Source organism: uncultured Sphingomonas sp. (assembly GCF_964250165.1).
GTDB lineage: Bacteria > Pseudomonadota > Alphaproteobacteria > Sphingomonadales > Sphingomonadaceae > Sphingomonas.
The window spans coordinates 1-15,547 of the sequence record NZ_CAXUEK010000005.1; the positions used below are offsets into that span (position 1 = coordinate 1).

At 71.7% G+C, this 15,547-nt stretch carries 18 protein-coding genes and 2 tRNA genes; 10 read left to right on the plus strand and 10 right to left on the minus strand.

Going from position 1 to position 15,547, the window contains the following annotated elements; translation table 11 throughout:
• Both ACFE64_RS01675 and ACFE64_RS01680 read left to right on the plus strand, forming a co-directional pair.
• Positions 1-225 (plus strand): toxic anion resistance protein (locus ACFE64_RS01675; RefSeq protein ID WP_375390714.1); only part of this gene is annotated, 225 nt, incomplete at its 5' end.
• Between the two features lie 7 nt (positions 226-232).
• Entirely contained in the window at positions 233-952 is a 720-nt protein-coding gene (locus ACFE64_RS01680; protein WP_375390715.1) for a hypothetical protein, read from the plus strand.
• A gap of 67 nt (positions 953-1,019) precedes the next feature.
• On the opposite strand, the gene ACFE64_RS01685 is transcribed toward ACFE64_RS01680, so the two are convergent.
• The 4 genes from ACFE64_RS01685 to ubiA all read right to left on the minus strand — a co-directional run bounded on the left by ACFE64_RS01685 (position 1,020) and on the right by ubiA (position 5,031).
• Positions 1,020-1,802, minus strand: a complete 783-nt coding sequence (locus ACFE64_RS01685) for a PEPxxWA-CTERM sorting domain-containing protein (RefSeq protein ID WP_375390716.1) — start codon at positions 1,800-1,802, stop codon at positions 1,020-1,022.
• Between the two features lie 136 nt (positions 1,803-1,938).
• Positions 1,939-2,718 (minus strand): 3'(2'),5'-bisphosphate nucleotidase CysQ, encoded by a 780-nt coding sequence (locus ACFE64_RS01690; protein WP_375390717.1) that lies wholly within the window; start codon positions 2,716-2,718, stop codon positions 1,939-1,941.
• Positions 2,711-4,057: a TldD/PmbA family protein gene (locus tag ACFE64_RS01695; RefSeq protein ID WP_375390718.1), complete on the minus strand. Its 1,347-nt coding sequence runs from the start codon at positions 4,055-4,057 to the stop codon at positions 2,711-2,713. Before ACFE64_RS01695 ends, ACFE64_RS01690 begins: the two co-directional genes overlap by 8 nt.
• Positions 4,058-4,122: 65 nt before the next feature.
• The gene (gene ubiA, locus ACFE64_RS01700; RefSeq protein WP_375390719.1) at positions 4,123-5,031 is read right to left on the minus strand and encodes a 4-hydroxybenzoate octaprenyltransferase; all 909 of its coding nucleotides are present in this window, start codon (positions 5,029-5,031) and stop codon (positions 4,123-4,125) included.
• 141 nt (positions 5,032-5,172) lie between these two features.
• Here ubiA and ACFE64_RS01705 point away from each other — a divergent pair, with 141 nt between their 5' ends.
• Genes ACFE64_RS01705 through ACFE64_RS01720 form a run of 4 tightly spaced genes read left to right on the plus strand, consistent with a single transcriptional unit; the run spans position 5,173 to position 7,689 of the window.
• On the plus strand, positions 5,173-5,334 hold the full coding sequence (locus ACFE64_RS01705) for a hypothetical protein (protein ID WP_375390720.1): 162 nt from the start codon (positions 5,173-5,175) through the stop codon (positions 5,332-5,334).
• Positions 5,335-6,078 carry a 16S rRNA (uracil(1498)-N(3))-methyltransferase gene (locus ACFE64_RS01710; protein ID WP_375390721.1) on the plus strand — a complete coding sequence of 248 codons (744 nt, stop codon included), beginning with the start codon at positions 5,335-5,337 and terminating at the stop codon, positions 6,076-6,078. It abuts the gene before it with no gap.
• 17 nt (positions 6,079-6,095) lie between these two features.
• The gene (locus tag ACFE64_RS01715) at positions 6,096-6,257 is read left to right on the plus strand and encodes a hypothetical protein (RefSeq protein WP_375390722.1); all 162 of its coding nucleotides are present in this window, start codon (positions 6,096-6,098) and stop codon (positions 6,255-6,257) included.
• Between the two features lie 46 nt (positions 6,258-6,303).
• Positions 6,304-7,689, plus strand: coding sequence for a glutamate--cysteine ligase (locus ACFE64_RS01720; RefSeq protein WP_375390723.1), 1,386 nt, complete (start codon positions 6,304-6,306; stop codon positions 7,687-7,689).
• Between the two features lie 42 nt (positions 7,690-7,731).
• Here ACFE64_RS01720 and ACFE64_RS01725 read toward each other — a convergent pair whose 3' ends face one another.
• Positions 7,732-9,027 carry a methyltransferase family protein gene (locus tag ACFE64_RS01725; RefSeq protein WP_375390782.1) on the minus strand — a complete coding sequence of 432 codons (1,296 nt, stop codon included), beginning with the start codon at positions 9,025-9,027 and terminating at the stop codon, positions 7,732-7,734.
• 83 nt (positions 9,028-9,110) lie between these two features.
• Here ACFE64_RS01725 and ACFE64_RS01730 point away from each other — a divergent pair.
• Positions 9,111-9,181 (plus strand) — tRNA-Gly (locus ACFE64_RS01730).
• An 83-nt stretch (positions 9,182-9,264) separates the two neighbouring features.
• On the opposite strand, the gene ACFE64_RS01735 is transcribed toward ACFE64_RS01730, so the two are convergent.
• Positions 9,265-9,350, minus strand: a tRNA-Tyr gene (locus ACFE64_RS01735).
• A 121-nt stretch (positions 9,351-9,471) separates the two neighbouring features.
• On the opposite strand from ACFE64_RS01735, the gene ACFE64_RS01740 reads away from it, so the two are divergent.
• Complete coding sequence (locus tag ACFE64_RS01740) at positions 9,472-11,070, plus strand: M20/M25/M40 family metallo-hydrolase (protein WP_375390724.1); 1,599 nt, start codon at positions 9,472-9,474, stop codon at positions 11,068-11,070.
• Between the two features lie 155 nt (positions 11,071-11,225).
• Positions 11,226-11,981, plus strand: a complete 756-nt coding sequence (rlmB, locus tag ACFE64_RS01745; protein WP_375390725.1) for a 23S rRNA (guanosine(2251)-2'-O)-methyltransferase RlmB — start codon at positions 11,226-11,228, stop codon at positions 11,979-11,981.
• 132 nt (positions 11,982-12,113) lie between these two features.
• Here the strand turns inward: rlmB and ACFE64_RS01750 are convergent, their stop codons facing one another.
• Both ACFE64_RS01750 and ACFE64_RS01755 read right to left on the minus strand, forming a co-directional pair.
• Entirely contained in the window at positions 12,114-12,977 is an 864-nt protein-coding gene (locus ACFE64_RS01750; RefSeq protein ID WP_375390726.1) for a helix-turn-helix domain-containing protein, read from the minus strand.
• 172 nt (positions 12,978-13,149) lie between these two features.
• Positions 13,150-13,449: an HNH endonuclease gene (locus tag ACFE64_RS01755; RefSeq protein WP_375390783.1), complete on the minus strand. Its 300-nt coding sequence runs from the start codon at positions 13,447-13,449 to the stop codon at positions 13,150-13,152.
• 155 nt (positions 13,450-13,604) lie between these two features.
• Between ACFE64_RS01755 and ACFE64_RS01760 the strand changes: the two genes are divergently transcribed.
• Positions 13,605-13,793 carry a hypothetical protein gene (locus tag ACFE64_RS01760; protein WP_375390727.1) on the plus strand — a complete coding sequence of 63 codons (189 nt, stop codon included), beginning with the start codon at positions 13,605-13,607 and terminating at the stop codon, positions 13,791-13,793.
• Positions 13,794-13,808: 15 nt separating this feature from the next.
• Here the strand turns inward: ACFE64_RS01760 and ACFE64_RS01765 are convergent, their stop codons facing one another.
• Both ACFE64_RS01765 and ACFE64_RS01770 read right to left on the minus strand, forming a co-directional pair.
• Positions 13,809-14,150 carry a DNA primase gene (locus ACFE64_RS01765; protein ID WP_375390728.1) on the minus strand — a complete coding sequence of 114 codons (342 nt, stop codon included), beginning with the start codon at positions 14,148-14,150 and terminating at the stop codon, positions 13,809-13,811.
• A 121-nt stretch (positions 14,151-14,271) separates the two neighbouring features.
• Entirely contained in the window at positions 14,272-15,510 is a 1,239-nt protein-coding gene (locus tag ACFE64_RS01770) for a multidrug effflux MFS transporter (RefSeq protein ID WP_375390729.1), read from the minus strand.
• Positions 15,511-15,547: the final 37 nt, after the last annotated feature.

Consider the following 15,547-nt stretch of genomic DNA (forward strand, 5'->3'; position numbering starts at 1 on the left):
GAGACGCTGCAGCGCGCGTTCCAGAACATCTACGACACGATGGACGCGATCGACACCTTCAAGCTGAAGGCGCTCGATTCGATGAAGACCACCGTCAACGCGCTCGGGACCGAGGTGGAGAAGTCGCGCGGCTATATCGCGCGGGCCGAAGGCGCGTCGCAAGGTCAGGCGGGGGGCCAGATCGGCGGGCCGAAGCCCGATCAGTTCCAGCTGACGTCGGTGTGAGCCGGCGGTGAGCGAAGTCGACGATCAGATCGCGCGGGCGCGCGCGACGCTGCAGCGCGTCACCGAGGACTATCGCGGCGGCGGCGGCGCGGATTTCGGCCCGGCGCGGCGGCGCAAGGTGCAGGATTACGGGCGGCGGCTGACGCGGATCGCCGCGGTCGAGGCGGCGATCCTGGTCGCGGCGATCGTGATCGGCTTCGTCCACCCGATCGGGTTGTTCGGCGTGCTGCTGGTGGTGTTCGCGATGGTCGCCGCCGCCGTCCTGCTCGCGGGCCGCCCGGCCGAGCGGCCGGTGCGCGCCGAGCGGCTGGCGGCGAGCGACATCCGCACGCTGCCGGCGCAGACCGAACGCTGGCTCCAGCAGCAGCGCCCCGCCCTGCCCGCGCCCGCCGCGGCGATGGTCGACCGTATCGGCCGACGGCTGGACACGCTGTCGCCCCAGCTCGCCCGGGTCGGCGCCGACACGCCCGAGGCGGGCGAAGTCCGCAAGCTCGTCGCCGAGCAGCTCCCCGCCTTTCTCGCCGATTACGGTCGCGTGCCGCCGTCGCTGCGCGCGCAGGAGCGCAACGGCCGCACGCCGGACATGGAGCTGGTCGACGGCCTCAAGCTGATCGAGCAGGAGATCGGCGAGATGACCGAGCGGCTGGCGGCGGGGGACCTCGATCAGCTCGCGACCCGCGGGCGGTATCTCGAGATGCGGTACAAGGACGGCGAGACGACCGGCTGACGCGCGAAGCGGCCGCCGGTCGCCCCCTTCGCGACCGGCGGCCTCCGCCGTACTCTGGCGGAAGGCGTCAGGCGAAGGCGACGCGGGTCGCGACGCGCTGCCGGCGGCGCATCGCGAAGCCGACCGCGCCGAAGCCCGCGATCATCATCGCCCAGCTGGCGGGCTCCGGCACCGCCGGCGTGGCGAGGGCCGCGGCATCGGTGACCAGATTGCGCGCGTAGGTCGTCTGGAATGCGGCGACCGAGCCGTTGCCGCCGAGATAATAGTCGAGCGGGACGCCGGAGAAATAGACCTTGCCCGCGCCGTAGCTGTAATAGCTGTCGACGAGATGCCCCGACGTGCCGTCGTTCAGGAGCCCGACGCCGCCCGCCGGAAGCGTAGCGCCGTCGATGTAGCCGTGCGCGGAAGAGGTGCCGCCATCGAGCGTGCTGTTCGTCAAGCCGTTGGTCAGCGGCGTGCCCGGCGTCTGGACGTCGATGTTGGCGGTGTATTCCTGGACGAAGCTGACGCCGGCGGACCCGGGCAGCACCGACCCGGCGCCGGGCACCGAGCGATCGTTATAGACCAGCACGCCGCCACCGCGGACGAAATCGGCGACGGCGGCGGTGTTCGCGACCAGCCCGTTGTTCTGCGCGCCGTTATCGCCGTTGAGGACCCAGAGCACGTTGATGCCCGCGAGGTTCGTGGCGGTAAGGTCGCTGAGCACCGAGGCATTGTAGCCGCCCGCGGACGCCACGGCCTTCGCCTGGGTGGCGGAGTCGCCGTAGACGCCGAAGGTGGTCGTGGCGAAGGCCGGCTGAGTTGCGGCGCAGGCGGCGGCGAGCAGTGTCGCCGTGTAGATCATCTTCATTGGCTGGGACCCTCTTTATTGTGCGAAGCGGCAATTAACTTGCCGTTCACGATCCCGCCAGAGTAGTTCGTGCTTAACACCGCCGATTGATACTTAACGGATTGGGGTCGTCTACTTTGCGACGTTAACCCCGTTCTTAAACTTTACTGGCCAGAAGCTCCGCACGTTCGGCCAGATGCGCCACGGCGGCGCGGTGCAGGCCCGGCGCGGTCGCCAGCACGCCGAACGCGCGCGGGCGTGCCTTGTTGTACTGGAGCGGGAGGCCGAGCGCGTCGGTGACGCGCGCGCCCGCCTCCGTCCCGATCAGCGCGGCGGCGGCGATGTCCCACTCGTTGCCCCAGCGCAGCGTCGCGACCAGGTCGGCCTCGCCCGCCGCGACCATCGCCATGCGCAGCGCGATCGAATTGGGCTTGGCGACGGTCGCGAACAGCCGGTCCGCCTTGGACAGCGCATCGGTGGGGATGCGTGCGCCGACGAGTTCTTGCCGGTCGCTGGCACGGAGCCGCGCGCCGTTGCGCCAGGCGCCCGCGCCGATGGCGGCGCGCCACTGCTCGCCGCGCGCCGGCGCGTCGAGCACGCCGAGCGCCGCGCGGCCATGCTCGACGAGCGCGACCGACACGCACCAGCCCTCGCGCCCGCGGATATAGTCGCGCGTGCCGTCGATCGGATCCACGATCCACACGCGCGACCGGGCAAGGCGATCGGGCGCGTCGGCGGTCTCCTCCGATAGCCAGCCGGCGTCGGGCGCGAGGGCGGCAAGCCGCTCCTTCAACAGCGCGTCGACCGCCAGGTCCATCTCGCAGACCGGCTCGCCGGCCGTCTTCTCCCACTGGTCGAAGCTGCCCCGCCAGCGCCCCATCGCCAGCCGCCCCGCCTCGGCCGCGACCGCGGCGACCGCGTCGAGCAGATCACCCACTCGCCACCGTCATCCCGTCGATCCGCAGCGTCGGCGCGTTGATCCCGTAGCGGAAGTCGAGGTCGTTGGCGGGCGTCAGCTGGCGGAACATGGCCTTCAGGTTGCCCGCGATCGTGAACTCCGCGACCGGCCCGGCGAGCGCGCCGCCGGCGATGCGGAAGCCGGCCGCGCCGCGGCTGTAATCGCCGGTCAGGCCGTTCACCCCCTGGCCGATCAGCTCGGTGACATAGACGCCCTCGCCCACCTCCGCGAGCAGCGTCTCGACCGGGTCGACGCCCGCGCACAGATGCAGGTTGGCGACCGCCGCACCCGGCGCGCCGCCGCCGCCGCGCGCGGCATGGCCGGTCGGCGCCAGCCCGAGCTGGCGGGCAGACGCGCTGTCGAGCAGCCAGGTCTCGAGCATCCCGTCCGCGACGATCGCTATCGGCGAGACCGGCAGCCCCTCGCCATCGAACGGCCGCGAGCGCAGGCCGTGCGGGCGATGCGGATCGTCCTCGATGCGGATGCCGGGCGCGAACACCTGCCCGCCCAGCGCGTCGAGCAGGAAGCTGGTCTTGCGCGCGATCGCCGCGCCGGTGATCGCGCCGATCAGATGGCCGAGCAGCGACGGGGACACGCGCGGATCGAACACCACGGGCATCGCGCCGCTGGCGATGCGGCCGGGGTTGAGCCGCGCCACCGCGCGCTCGCCGGCGCGGCGGCCGACCTCCTCGGGGTCGTCGAGGTGGCGGCGCTTGCGCGCGGCATGGTGCGCATAGTCACGCTCCATCGCGCCGCCCTCGCCCGCCAGCACGCTCGCGGACACGCCATAGGCGGTCGCGGCATAGCCCTGCGCGAAGCCGGTCGAGGTGGCGAGCGCCCATAGATGGCGCGAGGCGCTGGCGCCGCCGCCCTCGCTGTTGGTGACGCCGGCGACCGCGCGCGCGGCGTCCTCGGCGGCGAGGGCCAGCTCCTTGAGCCCATCGGGCGAGGCCTCGCCGCCGTCGTCGATGTCCAGCTGGGGCGGCGTGCCGTGCAGCAGCCGGTCGGCAGGCGCGAGGCCGGCATAGGGGTCCTCCGGCGCCTCGCGCGCCATCGCCACCGCGCGCGCCGCCGCCTCGTCGAGCGCGGCGGGGCTCAGATCGGAGGTGCTGACGCTCGCCGAGCGGCGGCCGACGAACACGCGCAGGCCCAGCTCCGCCCCCTCCGACCGGCCGACATCCTCCAGCTTGCCGAGGCGGACGGAGAGGTCGGCCGAGGCGTCGGCCGCGAACACCGCATCGGCGGCATCGGCGCCCGCGGCCTGAGCGCGCGCGACGATATCGGCGGCGCGCTCGCGCGCCTGGTCGGGGGTCAGCATGGCGGCGGACTTAGGGATGCAAGGCGCGTGACGCCACCCTGATCCTCCCCGTCCCGGGGAGGAGTTCAGCTGCCCACCACCACGCAGGCCAGGAACACCAGCAGCCCCGTGAACCGGTTGCTCCGAAACCGCGCCAGCGCCACCGCGCCGTCGTCGGGCCGGAGCGTCGCCACCTGCCAGGCAAGGTGCCCGGCCGCGGGCGTCAGCGCGACCAGCGCCAGCGGGTCGGCGCGCGCCAGCCACAACGCGCCCGCCCACAGCGTCACCGCCGCCAGGTAGAACAGCGCCAACCCGCCCCGCACCTGGCGGCCGAGCCGCAACGCCGACGAGCGCACGCCGACCAGCGCGTCGTCCTCGCGGTCCTGCAGCGCGTAGATGGTGTCATAGCCGATCACCCAGGCAACCGAACCCGCATAGAGCAGCGCCACCGGCCAGCCGAACCCACCCGCCACCTCGACCCAGCCGACCAGGGCCGCCCAGGAGAAGACCAGGCCAAGCCACGCCTGCGGCCACCAGGTGATCCGCTTCATGAAGGGATAGGCCGCCACCGGCGCGAGGCTCGCGATGGCCACGGCGGCGGCAAGCGGGTGCAGCTGGAGCAGCACGACCAGCCCGATCAGGCCCAGCACCAGCAGCCAGCCCCAGGCCGCGCGCACCGACACCAGCCCGCCGGGGATCGGGCGGCCGCGGGTGCGGGCGACCTGCGCGTCCAGGTCGCGGTCGACGATGTCGTTATACGTGCAGCCCGCGCCGCGCATCGCCACGCTGCCGAGCGCCAGCCACAGCAGCAGCGGCCAGCGCGTGAAGACTCCGCCCGCCAGCGCCACGCCCCACGCGCCCGGCCAGAACAGCAGCTGCCAGCCGATCGGCCGGTCGAACCGCGCGAGCAGCGCCAGCCCGCGCACCGGGCCGGGCAGCCGGCCGACCAGGCCGGGATGCTGGGAGTCGGGGACGGCCCCCGCCTGTTCTGGCATGAATACCTCCCCGTCACCCCGGCCGTGAGCCGGGGTCCCGCGCTTCATCCGCGAGTAAGGCAGCGGGACCTCGGGTCAAGGCCGGGGTGACGGGAGAGGGCGCAGCGCGTATCCCGCTCGCGTGCAAAGCGCCTTCGCAACATGATCGGCCTGTCGGTCGCCGTCGGACGGTTCGTCGAGGCGCTGTTCTGGGCGATCCTGCGCGTCGCGGGCACGGTGACGGCCGCGGCGGTGGCGGGCCTGATCGCACTCGCTGCCGTCATGCTCCTGCTCCGCCACGTCTGGCGGAAGCGCCGGAGCTAGGTGCCCGCCACTCCCGCCTGGCCGCCGCGGTCGACGCCGCGGCTGTTCGTCGATCGGCCGCTCGCGCCCGGGCCGCTGGCGCTCGACGGCCCGCCCGCGCATTATCTGCTGTCGGTCATGCGGCTGAAGGCCGGCGATCCGGTGAAGCTGTTCGACGACCGCACCGGCGAGTGGATGGCGACCGTCGCCGCCGCCGGCAAGCGCGACCTCGTGGTCGACGTCGCGACGCAGCTTCGCCCGCGGGAGACCGCGCCCGACCTGTGGCTCTGCGCCGCGCCGCTCAAGAAGGGGCGGATCGACTGGCTGGCGGAAAAGGCGTGCGAGCTGGGCGTCGCGCGGCTCGCGATCGTGCTCACCCGTCGCACCGTCGTCGACAAGCCCAACACCGATCGGCTGCGCGCGCACATGGTGGAGGCCGCCGAGCAGTGCGGCCGCACCGCGCTGCCCGAGTTGGCCGCGCCGGTGAAGCTCGACGCGCTGCTCGCCGCCTGGCCGGCGGGCCGCGCGCTGTTCTTCGCCGACGAGACCGGCGGCGTGCCGGCGCTGTGGGCGATGCAGGCCCGGCCGGGGCCGGCGGCCGTGCTGATCGGGCCGGAGGGCGGCTTCGACGCGGCCGAGCGCGATGCGATCCGCGCGCTGCCCGACGCGGTGGGCATCGGGCTCGGCCCGCGCATCCTGCGCGCCGACACCGCCGCCGCCGCCGCCGTGGCCCTGTGGATGGCGGCGGCTGGCGACTGGACGTAGGTTGGGAGGTGAACGCCATGACCCATCCGCAGATGCTGGTGATCGGGACCGATCCCGACTCTGCCGACTTTATCGCGCCCGGCTTTCCCGCCAGTCTCACCGCGGAGCGGGTCCGAGCCGAGATCGACGGCATGCACGACCGATTCGCCGCCGCGCAGCGACGGCCGGGGAGCCGCTGACGTTTGCCTCTGGCGCGCGCGCGGCCGCCCGCCTAAGCGCCCGCGCATGACGACGGAGACGGAGTTGACGCCACACGCCCGCGTCATCGAGTCGCGCGACCAGCTGATCGGGCATTTCGCGTGCGGCGAGAAACCGGCCGAGCGGTGGCGGATCGGCACCGAGCACGAGAAGTTCGTCTACGCCCGCGCCGATCACCACGCGCCGTCCTGGGACGAGCCGGGCGGCATCCGCGACCTGCTGACGGCGCTCACCGACCATGGCTGGCGGCCGGTGGAGGAGAACGGCCCCGATGGACCCAAGGTGATCGCGCTGGCCGGCGCGGACGGCTCGGTCAGCCTGGAGCCCGCCGGGCAGTTCGAGCTGTCGGGCGCGCCGCTGGAAAACCTCCACCAGACCTGCGCCGAGACCGGGCGGCACCTCGATCAGGTGAAGGCGGCGGGCGAACGGCTGGGCCTCGGCTTCCTCGGGCTCGGCATGTGGCCGGACAAGGCGCGGAGCGACCTTCCCGTGATGCCCAAGGGCCGCTACGACATCATGCGCCGGCACATGCCGCGCGTCGGCAGCCTCGGGCTCGACATGATGCTGCGGACCTGCACCATCCAGGTCAATCTGGACTACCGATCCGAAGCCGACATGGTGAAGAAGTTCCGGGTCGGCCTGGCGCTGCAGCCGCTGGCCACCGCCCTGTTCGCCAACTCGCCCTTCACCGAAGGCAGGCCCAACGGGTTCCTCTCGTTCCGCAGCCATATCTGGTCGGATACCGATCCGCAGCGCACCGGCATGCTGCCCTTCGTGTTCGAGGACGGCTTCGGCTATGAGCGTTATGCCGACTACATGCTCGATGTGCCGATGTACTTCGTCTATCGCGACGGGCGCTACATCGACGCCGCCGGCCTGTCGTTTCGCGACTTCCTGAAGGGCGAATTGTCCGTCCTGCCCGGCGAGATGCCGACGCTGGACGACTGGAACGACCATCTCTCCACCGCCTTCCCCGAGGTCCGGCTGAAGACCTTCCTGGAGATGCGCGGCGCCGACGGCGGACCCTGGAACCGCATCTGCGCGCTGCCGGCGCTGTGGGTGGGGCTGCTCTACGATCCTGCGGCGCTGGATGCGGCGTGGGACCTGGTGCAGGACTGGTCGCTCGATGACCGCCAGGCGCTGCGCGACGCCGTGCCGAAGCTGGCGCTCGACGCGCCGCTGCCGGACGGCGGGAAGCTGCGCGACATCGCCGGCGCGGTGCTCGACATCGCCCATGCCGGCCTTGCCGCCCGCGCGCGCACCAACGCCGCGGGCGACGATGAGACCGGCTTCCTCGATCCGCTGCGCGAGATCGTCCGCGCGGGCAAGACGCCCGCCGAGGTACTGCTGGAGCGATACCACGGCGCCTGGAACGGCGATGTGTCGCGGGTTTACGAGGAGTTCAGCTTCTAGGCGCAACGGCCGGCGTCGCGAAGCGACGACCGACGACGCGGCTCAGCCCCGGCGGGCTCGGGACCGCCCCGCCATCCACCGCCATAACCGCGGCACCGGCCCGTTGCGCTCCATCCATTCCCAATACGCGACATAATCCGGATCGCGCCGCAGATGCCGCTCCTCCGTCTGCGCGCGCCACCAATACACCCCGCTCACCGCCGCCAGGATCAGCGTCGCACGCGCGGCATCGCGCCAGCTGCCCGTCGACAGCACCGGCAACGTCGACAGCCACCAGAACAGGTTCTTCGCCAGATACGCCGGGTGCCGCGACCACGCATACGGCCCGTGCGTCACGATGCCGCGGTGCGTCAGGTTCGAGAAGCGCGGCCCGAACGCCACCGTCGCGAGCGCGTAGATTGCGGTCAGCACCACCAGCGCGGCGCCCACCGGCCAGAGCAGCAGCGGATGGCCGGCGAGCCAGTGGCTCCAGTCGGCCGTGCCCGGGTGATAATCGAGCGGCCCGCCGTCGCTCATCAGGATGAGGGGCGGGTAGCAGATCAGCGCCGCCGCCCACGCCGCCGCGAACGGGTTGGCCGAGCGGATGTGGCTGTCGAGCGGCCGGAAGGTCAGGACATATCCCACCGTCGCGAACGCGACGTCGATCGTGAACATGACGGCGACCAGCCAGGCGGTCAGCGCGATCGGGTCACCCCAGCGCCCCGCCATGTCGCGCCGGACGACGTCGCCGAAGCCGGGCGGCACGATCGCCAGCATGAAGGCGAGGAAGAACGCCTTGACCCCCCAGGCGCGCAGATGCGCGTGAATCGCGTCGCGTGCCGCCCCGGGCTGTCCCGCCAGCCACGCGCCGAGGTGCCACGCGCCGTCGCGCAGCTGGACGAGGTAGCGATCGAGCCACAGCACATAGGGAATCGACAGCGCCAGCACCGCCGGCACGGCGCGGGTGAAGCACCACATCGCGAACGCGAAATTGCCCTGCCAGTAGAAGCGCCCGGTCGCATAGATCAGCGCGATCGCGCCCCAGGTCGCCCACAGCCCGACGAGCTTGAGCAGGCTGTCGTCCAGCGTTGCCCGCCAGGGCCGCGGCTTCGCCCAGTCGATCCCGGTGGACGGCCGCCGATGCACCTTGTCGACCAGCAGCGACCAGCCGACCATCGGCAGCGCACAGGCGACGAGATCGACCAGCGCCGCATAGGGCCCGTCCATTCCCGCCGCGCGGCAGGCCGCGATCCAGCCGGCGATCCCCATGAGCCCCGCCAGTCCCGCGCCCGTACTGACCGCCGACGCGGGCCGCGGGTCCGTCGCGACGGCGCGCGCGAGGGCGGGATCGTGGAACATCCGCTCGACGCCTAGCCCGGTGGTGGTAAGCAAGCCGTGAACCATTGCGCAGGGCGGCCGGCTTGAGCTACCCCAATGCCCGCGCGGGTGTAGCTCAATGGTAGAGCAGAAGCCTTCCAAGCTTACGACGGGGGTTCGATTCCCCTCACCCGCTCCCGGCTCATCACGGTTCAGTTAAGGCGTCAGGCCGCCGTGCGCCCTGCTGGCGCGGGCGTTAGCGGGTCGCGGATCGAGCGATGGTGGAAGGGGCTGGATTCGAACCAGCGTACACTTGCGTGGGCAGATTTACAGTCTGCTGCCTTTAACCACTCGGCCACCCTTCCAGACCCGGCCGCCGGAGCGAGGCGGCTCCATGGCGAAGCCGCGGAGCCAAGTCAACGCGCGTGCCGGTTGCTCTCGCCTTCCGGGCCGCATAGCAGCGGCGGGCACGAAGAAGGGAACCGCATGCGTCGCCTGTTGCTCGCCGCCGCCTTGCTCACCGCCGCCGCGCCGGCGCTGGCGCAGGAGAAGGCGGACCAGCTCAACCGCATCATCGACCAGGGCATCAACCACAGCCAGGTGATGGCGACCGCGGCCTATCTCTCCGACCGGATCGGGCCGCGCCTCACCGGCTCGCCCGCCGCCCACGCAGCCGAAGCCTGGACGCAGGACCAGTATCGCCGGTGGAACCTGAAGAACGTCCACAAGGAGCCCTTCGCCTTCGGCCGCGGCTGGTGGATCGAGCATGCGTCGGCGCGGATGGTCAGCCCGCGCCCGGTCGACCTCGTCGCCATCCCGATCGCCTGGACGCCGCCGACCGGCGGCCCCGTCACCGCGCCCGTCGTGCTCGCGCCGATCAAATCGGCGGCCGATTTCGACAGGTGGAAGGGCAAGCTCGCCGGCAGGATCGTGCTCGTCTCATTGCCCGACGCAGGATCGGAGCCGAACGCGGCCGCCTTTCGCCGATTGGACGACGCGGAGATCAGCAAGCTCGACACCTACCAGCTGCCGCGCGACCCGGGGAACCTGGCCTCGACGCTGAAGCGCATCGGTTTCGCCAGGGATTTGGGCACGTTCCTCAAGGCGGAGGGTGCGGTCGCCTACCTCACCCAGTCGCGCTCGGACGGCAAGCTCGTCCATGGCGAGGGCTATCAGTACGAGACGGGCAACAGCCCTGCACTGCCCGGCTTCGAGCTGGCGGCCGAGGATTACCGCCGCCTCGCCCGCCTCGCGATGGCGGGCGACCCGCCCACGGTGGAGTTGGTCGCCCAGGTCCATTATGAGGATGCCGATCCCAATGCGTACAACATCCTGGCCGAGATCCCCGGCACGGACCCGCGCGCGGGCTATGTCATGGCCGGCGCGCATCTCGACAGCTGGGTGGCGGGCGACGGCGCGACCGACAACGGCGCGGGCTCGGCGATGGTGATGGAGGCCGCGCGGATCATCGCCGCTACCGGCATCCGGCCACGCCGCACGATCCGCTTCGCGCTGTGGCAGGGGGAGGAGCAGGGGCTGCTCGGCTCGATCGCGTGGACGGAGGCGCACCTCGCCACCCGCGGCGATCCCGGCGCGCCGGCCAAGACCGGGTTCGCCCGCTATCTCGGCTTCGCGCAGGACTGGCCGGTGGTGCCGAAGCCCGGCTGGGGCGAGCTCGCCGCCTATTTCAACATCGACAACGGCTCGGGCAAGCTGCGCGGCCTCTATGCCGAGGACAATCCGGCGGTGGTGCCGATCTTCAAGGAGTGGCTGGCGCCGTTCGCGGCGTTCGGCGCGGGCAACGTCGTGATGCGCCGCACCGGCTCGACCGATCACTGGTCGATGCAGCAGGTCGGCGCACCGGGCTTCCAGTTCATCCAGGACCCACTCGATTACGAGAGCCGGACGCATCACACGTCGGCCGATACCTACGATCACCTCAAGGCCGACGACATGCGCCAGGGCGCGACCATCCTCGCGGCGCTGCTGGTCGATGCGGCAAACGCGGACAAGCCGCTGCCGAGGACGCCGCTGCCGACCAAGGGGACGAAACTTGACCCGTTCGCGTACGATGCGGGGGAGTAGGGCCGTCCTCACTCCTCCCCGGGACGGGGAGGGGAACCGCGCGCGCAAGCGCGGGGTGGCGGGGGCTCCGGTCCGGGCGACCCGCGCATCGCCGAGCTCCCTCCACCATCGGCTGGCGCCGATGGTCCCCCTCCCCGTCCCGGGAAGGATCTGAGATGGCCCGCCGCCCGCACCGCCCCTCCACCGGCACCGCCGGCCGTCCCCGTTTATGGGGTCGCCACGCCGTCATCGCCGCGCTCGCCAATCCCGAGCGCACGGTGCGCAAGCTGTGGGGCACGCGCGAGGCGCTCCAGGCACTGAATCTGCCGCCTGTCCTGCCCGTCACCTATGCCGACGTCGCCGATCTCGGCCGCCTCGTCCCCGCCGACGCGCCGCACCAGGGCCTCGTCGCGGAGGTCGAGCCGCTGGAGGACATCTGGCTCGGCGAGCTGCTGGAGCGCGGCCGGGAGGATGGCCGCCCCCTCGTCGTCCTCGATCAGGTCACCGACCCACATAATCTCGGCGCCATCCTGCGCTCCGCCGCGGCCTTCGACGCGCTCGGGCTGGTGACGCAGGATCGCCATGCCCCGCCCGAGAGCGGCACGGTGGCACGCGCCGCGTCGGGCGCGCTGGAGACGGTGCCCTGGGTCCGCGTCGTCAATCTCGCCCGCGCGCTGGAGGAGATCGCCGAGGCAGGCTTCTGGCGCGTCGGCCTGACCGGCCACGCGTCGCAGACGCTCGCCCAGGCGATGGGCCGGCAGCGGCTCGCGATCGTGCTCGGCGCCGAAGGCGAGGGCCTGCGCCAGAACACCGAGGCGCATTGCGACGAACTGGCCAGGCTGCCGATTTCGGCCAAGGTCGAAAGCCTGAACGTCAGCAACGCCGCCGCCATCGCCCTCTACGCAGCGGCGAGCAGGGCGGCGACCGCGTGAAACGGCCTGATCGCTCCATCGCATCGGCCCTTGGCGAAGTTTTCCAATACGCCCGCCCGATCCTAGCCCAAGGCGAGACCACGACGTCAACCGATGCCGCTGGGGGAGCGGAGTCGGCGGCGACGCTCCGCCTCAGGCTGTCGACGGCGTCTCCCGGTCGGCAGGCTGGGGCGGCAAGCGGAACGATAGGGTGACGCCGGCGCGCTGCTGCTCGGCGGCCGCCGCGCTCATGAGCCGGCGCGGGTCCCGGAAATAGGCGCGCGGGCTCATGCCCATGAACTCGCGGAAATCGCGATAGAAATGAGCCTGGTCGAAATAGCCCTGGATGGCTTCGCCGACTGCCCCGCCGATCGCGCTGCGCACCTGTCCGAGCGTATCGAGGAACCGCTGCAGCCGCATCAGCCGCTTGGGCGCAAAGCCGAAGGTGTGCAGGCACAGCCGGTGCAGCGTGCGCTCGGACACGCCCGCCAGCGCGGCCAGCTGCGGCACCTGGGCGGGTCGCATCCTGAGCGCGCGGTCGATCGCCAGCACCGGCTCGCTCACGGCCGGCCGGGTCGCCAGCCGCGCGTCGATCATCGCCTCCAGCCGCGCCACGCACGCCTGCTCGTCCCGCTCGTGCGCGCACAGCCACCGATGCAGGGCCATGCCGTCGCAGCCGAGCCGCTCGTCGAGCGGCGCGATCCGATTCGCCATCGCGCCCGCGTCGCCGCCGATCAATCGATGCCAACCGATCGGCGTCATGCCGAAGCCGATGCAGCGCCCGCCCGGCGTCGCGATACGGCCGGGCCGGTCGGTCGGCCCGAACAGGGCGCCGCTCTCCGGGGTCGGCATCTCGAAGCCCTGCATCGCCACGTCCCAGCGACCGGCGGTGGCGAAGCGGACATTGCCCCATTCCGGGTAGAGGAAGTCGCTCAGCGGCTCGGCCACCGCGACGAAGTAGAAGAAGGTGATATAGCCTTCCAGCCGTGGCGCCGGCCGGTGAATGCTGACCGACACTGTCGAGCCGCCGCCGGCTCCGCTTCCCGCACATGGTTGCATAGCTTCGCGACCCCGTCCCTGGCCTCCGGCCGCCCCCGGCCGGACCGTCCTGTTTCGGGCATAATGCCGACCTATCTTATTGATACAAGGTAAAGATCGACCCGCATCGGGACGGTTCGGACACTGCGCTTCAGGTCCGTCCGCGCCTGACGGGCACGTGGAAGTCCGGCGGCTTGTCCGCGATCCAGCGGAGGAAACGTGCGATGTCTGGCCGCGCCCGCAGCGCCGCCGGATCGGCATAAAGGCGCGCCAGCTCGGGATTGGGCACGGTGACGTAGATCGTGCGATGGCAGATCGGGTGGACCGGCGCGGTCTCCCGCCCGCCCTCGCTTCTGGGCACCAGATGGTGCCATTCGACCCGCGCGCCGAGCGGCCGCTCGCACAGGGCGCAGGACAGCGGCGAGACATCCTCGCGGATCGCACGCGCCATCGCCGCGGCCAGCCCCGTCTTGCGCTTCACCCGACCTGCCACTGCCGCGATATAGCGTGCCGGCGTGGGCCTGCGATCGACGATCGCACTCTTCAACGCCTGCGTTAACCCCGCCCGCTCACCTCTCGGTAAGGGCGGCAGCCCGATGGCGCGGCATGTTCGCACGCCTGTTCCGGAGCCGCTGGGCGGCGCTGTTCTGGGCGGCGGGCGTGGTGTGGACCGCCTATGACGTGGCGGGCGCCGCACCGGCGTCGACGCCCGCCAATGCCGCCGCGCCGACCGACGCGCTGGGCGAGCCGGTCGATCGGGCGGCGCTGGAGGTGCTCGCCAACGCTTCGCGCTGACGCGCCGATCCGCGGCTAGGGCCGCGTCGCCACGTCGTCGGCGTCGTCCGCCTCGCTGTCGTCGTCGTCGCTGTCCAGTTCGTCGCCGTCGTCGAACGCATCCTGCGCGTCGTCCTCGTCGGCATCGTCCTTGTCCATCGCGACGGTGGCGTCCTCCTCGCCGACCTCGTCGTCCTCCATGTCGAGATCGTCGATATCCTCTTCCTCGGCGTCGCCGCCCAGGTCGGGGTTGAGATCGGTCAGCAGGTTGCCGTCGCTCGGCCCGTTGCGGGTCGCCTCCAGGATCTCGGCGCGCTGGCTCTCGTCATAGCCTTCCTCGTCATAGCCGTCGTCATCCGGCCCTTTTACACCGCTCATCAACGCCTCCATCCACTTGCTCGACGCGCGAACGGTGGAGCGGCGACCCAAGTTCCGCCGGAGGCGGCACGCAGACCAGCGCAGCTCGCGGGACTTGCTCCCGTGACGGCTGCGCGAGATATCAGCTACCCGCGGGCAGCGGCTGGAACAGGCGGCCCCGCTCCGTCACCGCCGCCAAGGCGAGTGCCAGCAGCGACACCCCGATGAAGCCGGCGATCATCGGCGCCGGCGTACCGTCGAACGCCTGCCCGATCAGCGCGCCGATCAGCGAGCCGAGCATGACGCTGGCGAAGCCCTGCACGCTGGAAGCGGTTCCGGCGATGTGACCCATGTGCTGCATCGCCATGGTCGAGAAGTTGGTGCCGATCATGCCGAAGCAGCCGAGCGTCAGCGCCTGGAGCACGATAAAGACGGTCAGCGTCTCCAGCCCGGCCTGGTAGACGGCGAGGTGGACGGCCGCGATCACCAGCACCGCACATACCGCCGCATGGGACAACAGTCGCTGGCCCAGTCGCATCACCAGCCGCGCATTGGCGAAGTTGCTCGCCGCGATGAAGCCGGCGGTCAGCGCGAAGACGAGCGGCAGCAGCTTCGGCCGGCCGAAGCTGTCGCCGACCACCTGCCCGATGGAATTGAGATAACCGTAGATGCCGCCCTGCATCGCCCCCGCCGCGAGCATGTAGCCGAGCGACAGCCGGTCTGACACGGTCGTCCGCCACCCGCCGGCGATCCGCTGCGGCGACAGCGGCAGGCGGTCCTCGGGATGCTGGGTCTCGGGCATGCGCAGCCAGAACCAGGCGGCGACGGCGGTCGCGAGCGCGGCGATGGTCGCGAAGATGAAGCGCCAGTCGCTGACCAGCAGCAGCCCCGCCCCGAGCGTGGGCGCGAGCACCGGCACGATCATGAACATGATGAACGCGGTCGACATCACCCGCGCCATCGCACGGCCCTCGAACCGGTCGCGGACGATCGCGACCGGCACGACGCGGGTGGCCGCAGCCGCCATCCCGCCCAGCACCCGCGCGGCGAGCAGCGCCGAGAAGCTCCCCGAGGCCGCGCAGACGAGATTGGCCGCCGCATACGCCACCAGCGCGCCGGTCAGCACCGGCCGCCGCCCGAAGCGATCCGCCAGCGGCCCATGCAGGAGCTGGCCGACGCCGAAGCCGAGCAGGAACGCGGTGATGACGAACTGGCGACGGTTCTCGGCCGCCACTCCCAGCGCCTGGCCGATCGCCGGGAGGGCCGGGAGCATGGTGTCGATGCCGAGCGCGCCGAGCGCCATCAGCGAGGCGATCATCGCCACGAACTCGGCGAACCCGATCGGCGCGCTGGTGAGCGGGGGAGTGGCGTCGGAGGTCACGCCATCGTGCTTAGCGGCTCAACCCTCCGGCGTCATG

Excerpts from the sequence above, each read along its gene's own strand:
- ACFE64_RS01760 (WP_375390727.1), top strand. The coding sequence starts at position 13,605 with ATGTTCGCACGCCTGTTCCGGAGCCGCTGGGCGGCGCTGTTCTGGGCG.
- ACFE64_RS01715 (WP_375390722.1), top strand. The coding sequence starts at position 6,096 with ATGACCCATCCGCAGATGCTGGTGATCGGGACCGATCCCGACTCTGCC.
- ACFE64_RS01720 (WP_375390723.1), top strand. The coding sequence starts at position 6,304 with ATGACGACGGAGACGGAGTTGACGCCACACGCCCGCGTCATCGAGTCG.
- ACFE64_RS01725 (WP_375390782.1), bottom strand. The coding sequence starts at position 9,027 with ATGTTCCACGATCCCGCCCTCGCGCGCGCCGTCGCGACGGACCCGCGG.
- ACFE64_RS01685 (WP_375390716.1), bottom strand. The coding sequence starts at position 1,802 with ATGAAGATGATCTACACGGCGACACTGCTCGCCGCCGCCTGCGCCGCA.
- ubiA (WP_375390719.1), bottom strand. The coding sequence starts at position 5,031 with ATGCCAGAACAGGCGGGGGCCGTCCCCGACTCCCAGCATCCCGGCCTG.
- ACFE64_RS01695 (WP_375390718.1), bottom strand. The coding sequence starts at position 4,057 with ATGCTGACCCCCGACCAGGCGCGCGAGCGCGCCGCCGATATCGTCGCG.
- rlmB (WP_375390725.1), top strand. The coding sequence starts at position 11,226 with ATGGCCCGCCGCCCGCACCGCCCCTCCACCGGCACCGCCGGCCGTCCC.
- ACFE64_RS01705 (WP_375390720.1), top strand. The coding sequence starts at position 5,173 with ATGATCGGCCTGTCGGTCGCCGTCGGACGGTTCGTCGAGGCGCTGTTC.
- ACFE64_RS01755 (WP_375390783.1), bottom strand. The coding sequence starts at position 13,449 with ATGGCGCGTGCGATCCGCGAGGATGTCTCGCCGCTGTCCTGCGCCCTG.
- ACFE64_RS01740 (WP_375390724.1), top strand. The coding sequence starts at position 9,472 with ATGCGTCGCCTGTTGCTCGCCGCCGCCTTGCTCACCGCCGCCGCGCCG.
- ACFE64_RS01765 (WP_375390728.1), bottom strand. The coding sequence starts at position 14,150 with ATGAGCGGTGTAAAAGGGCCGGATGACGACGGCTATGACGAGGAAGGC.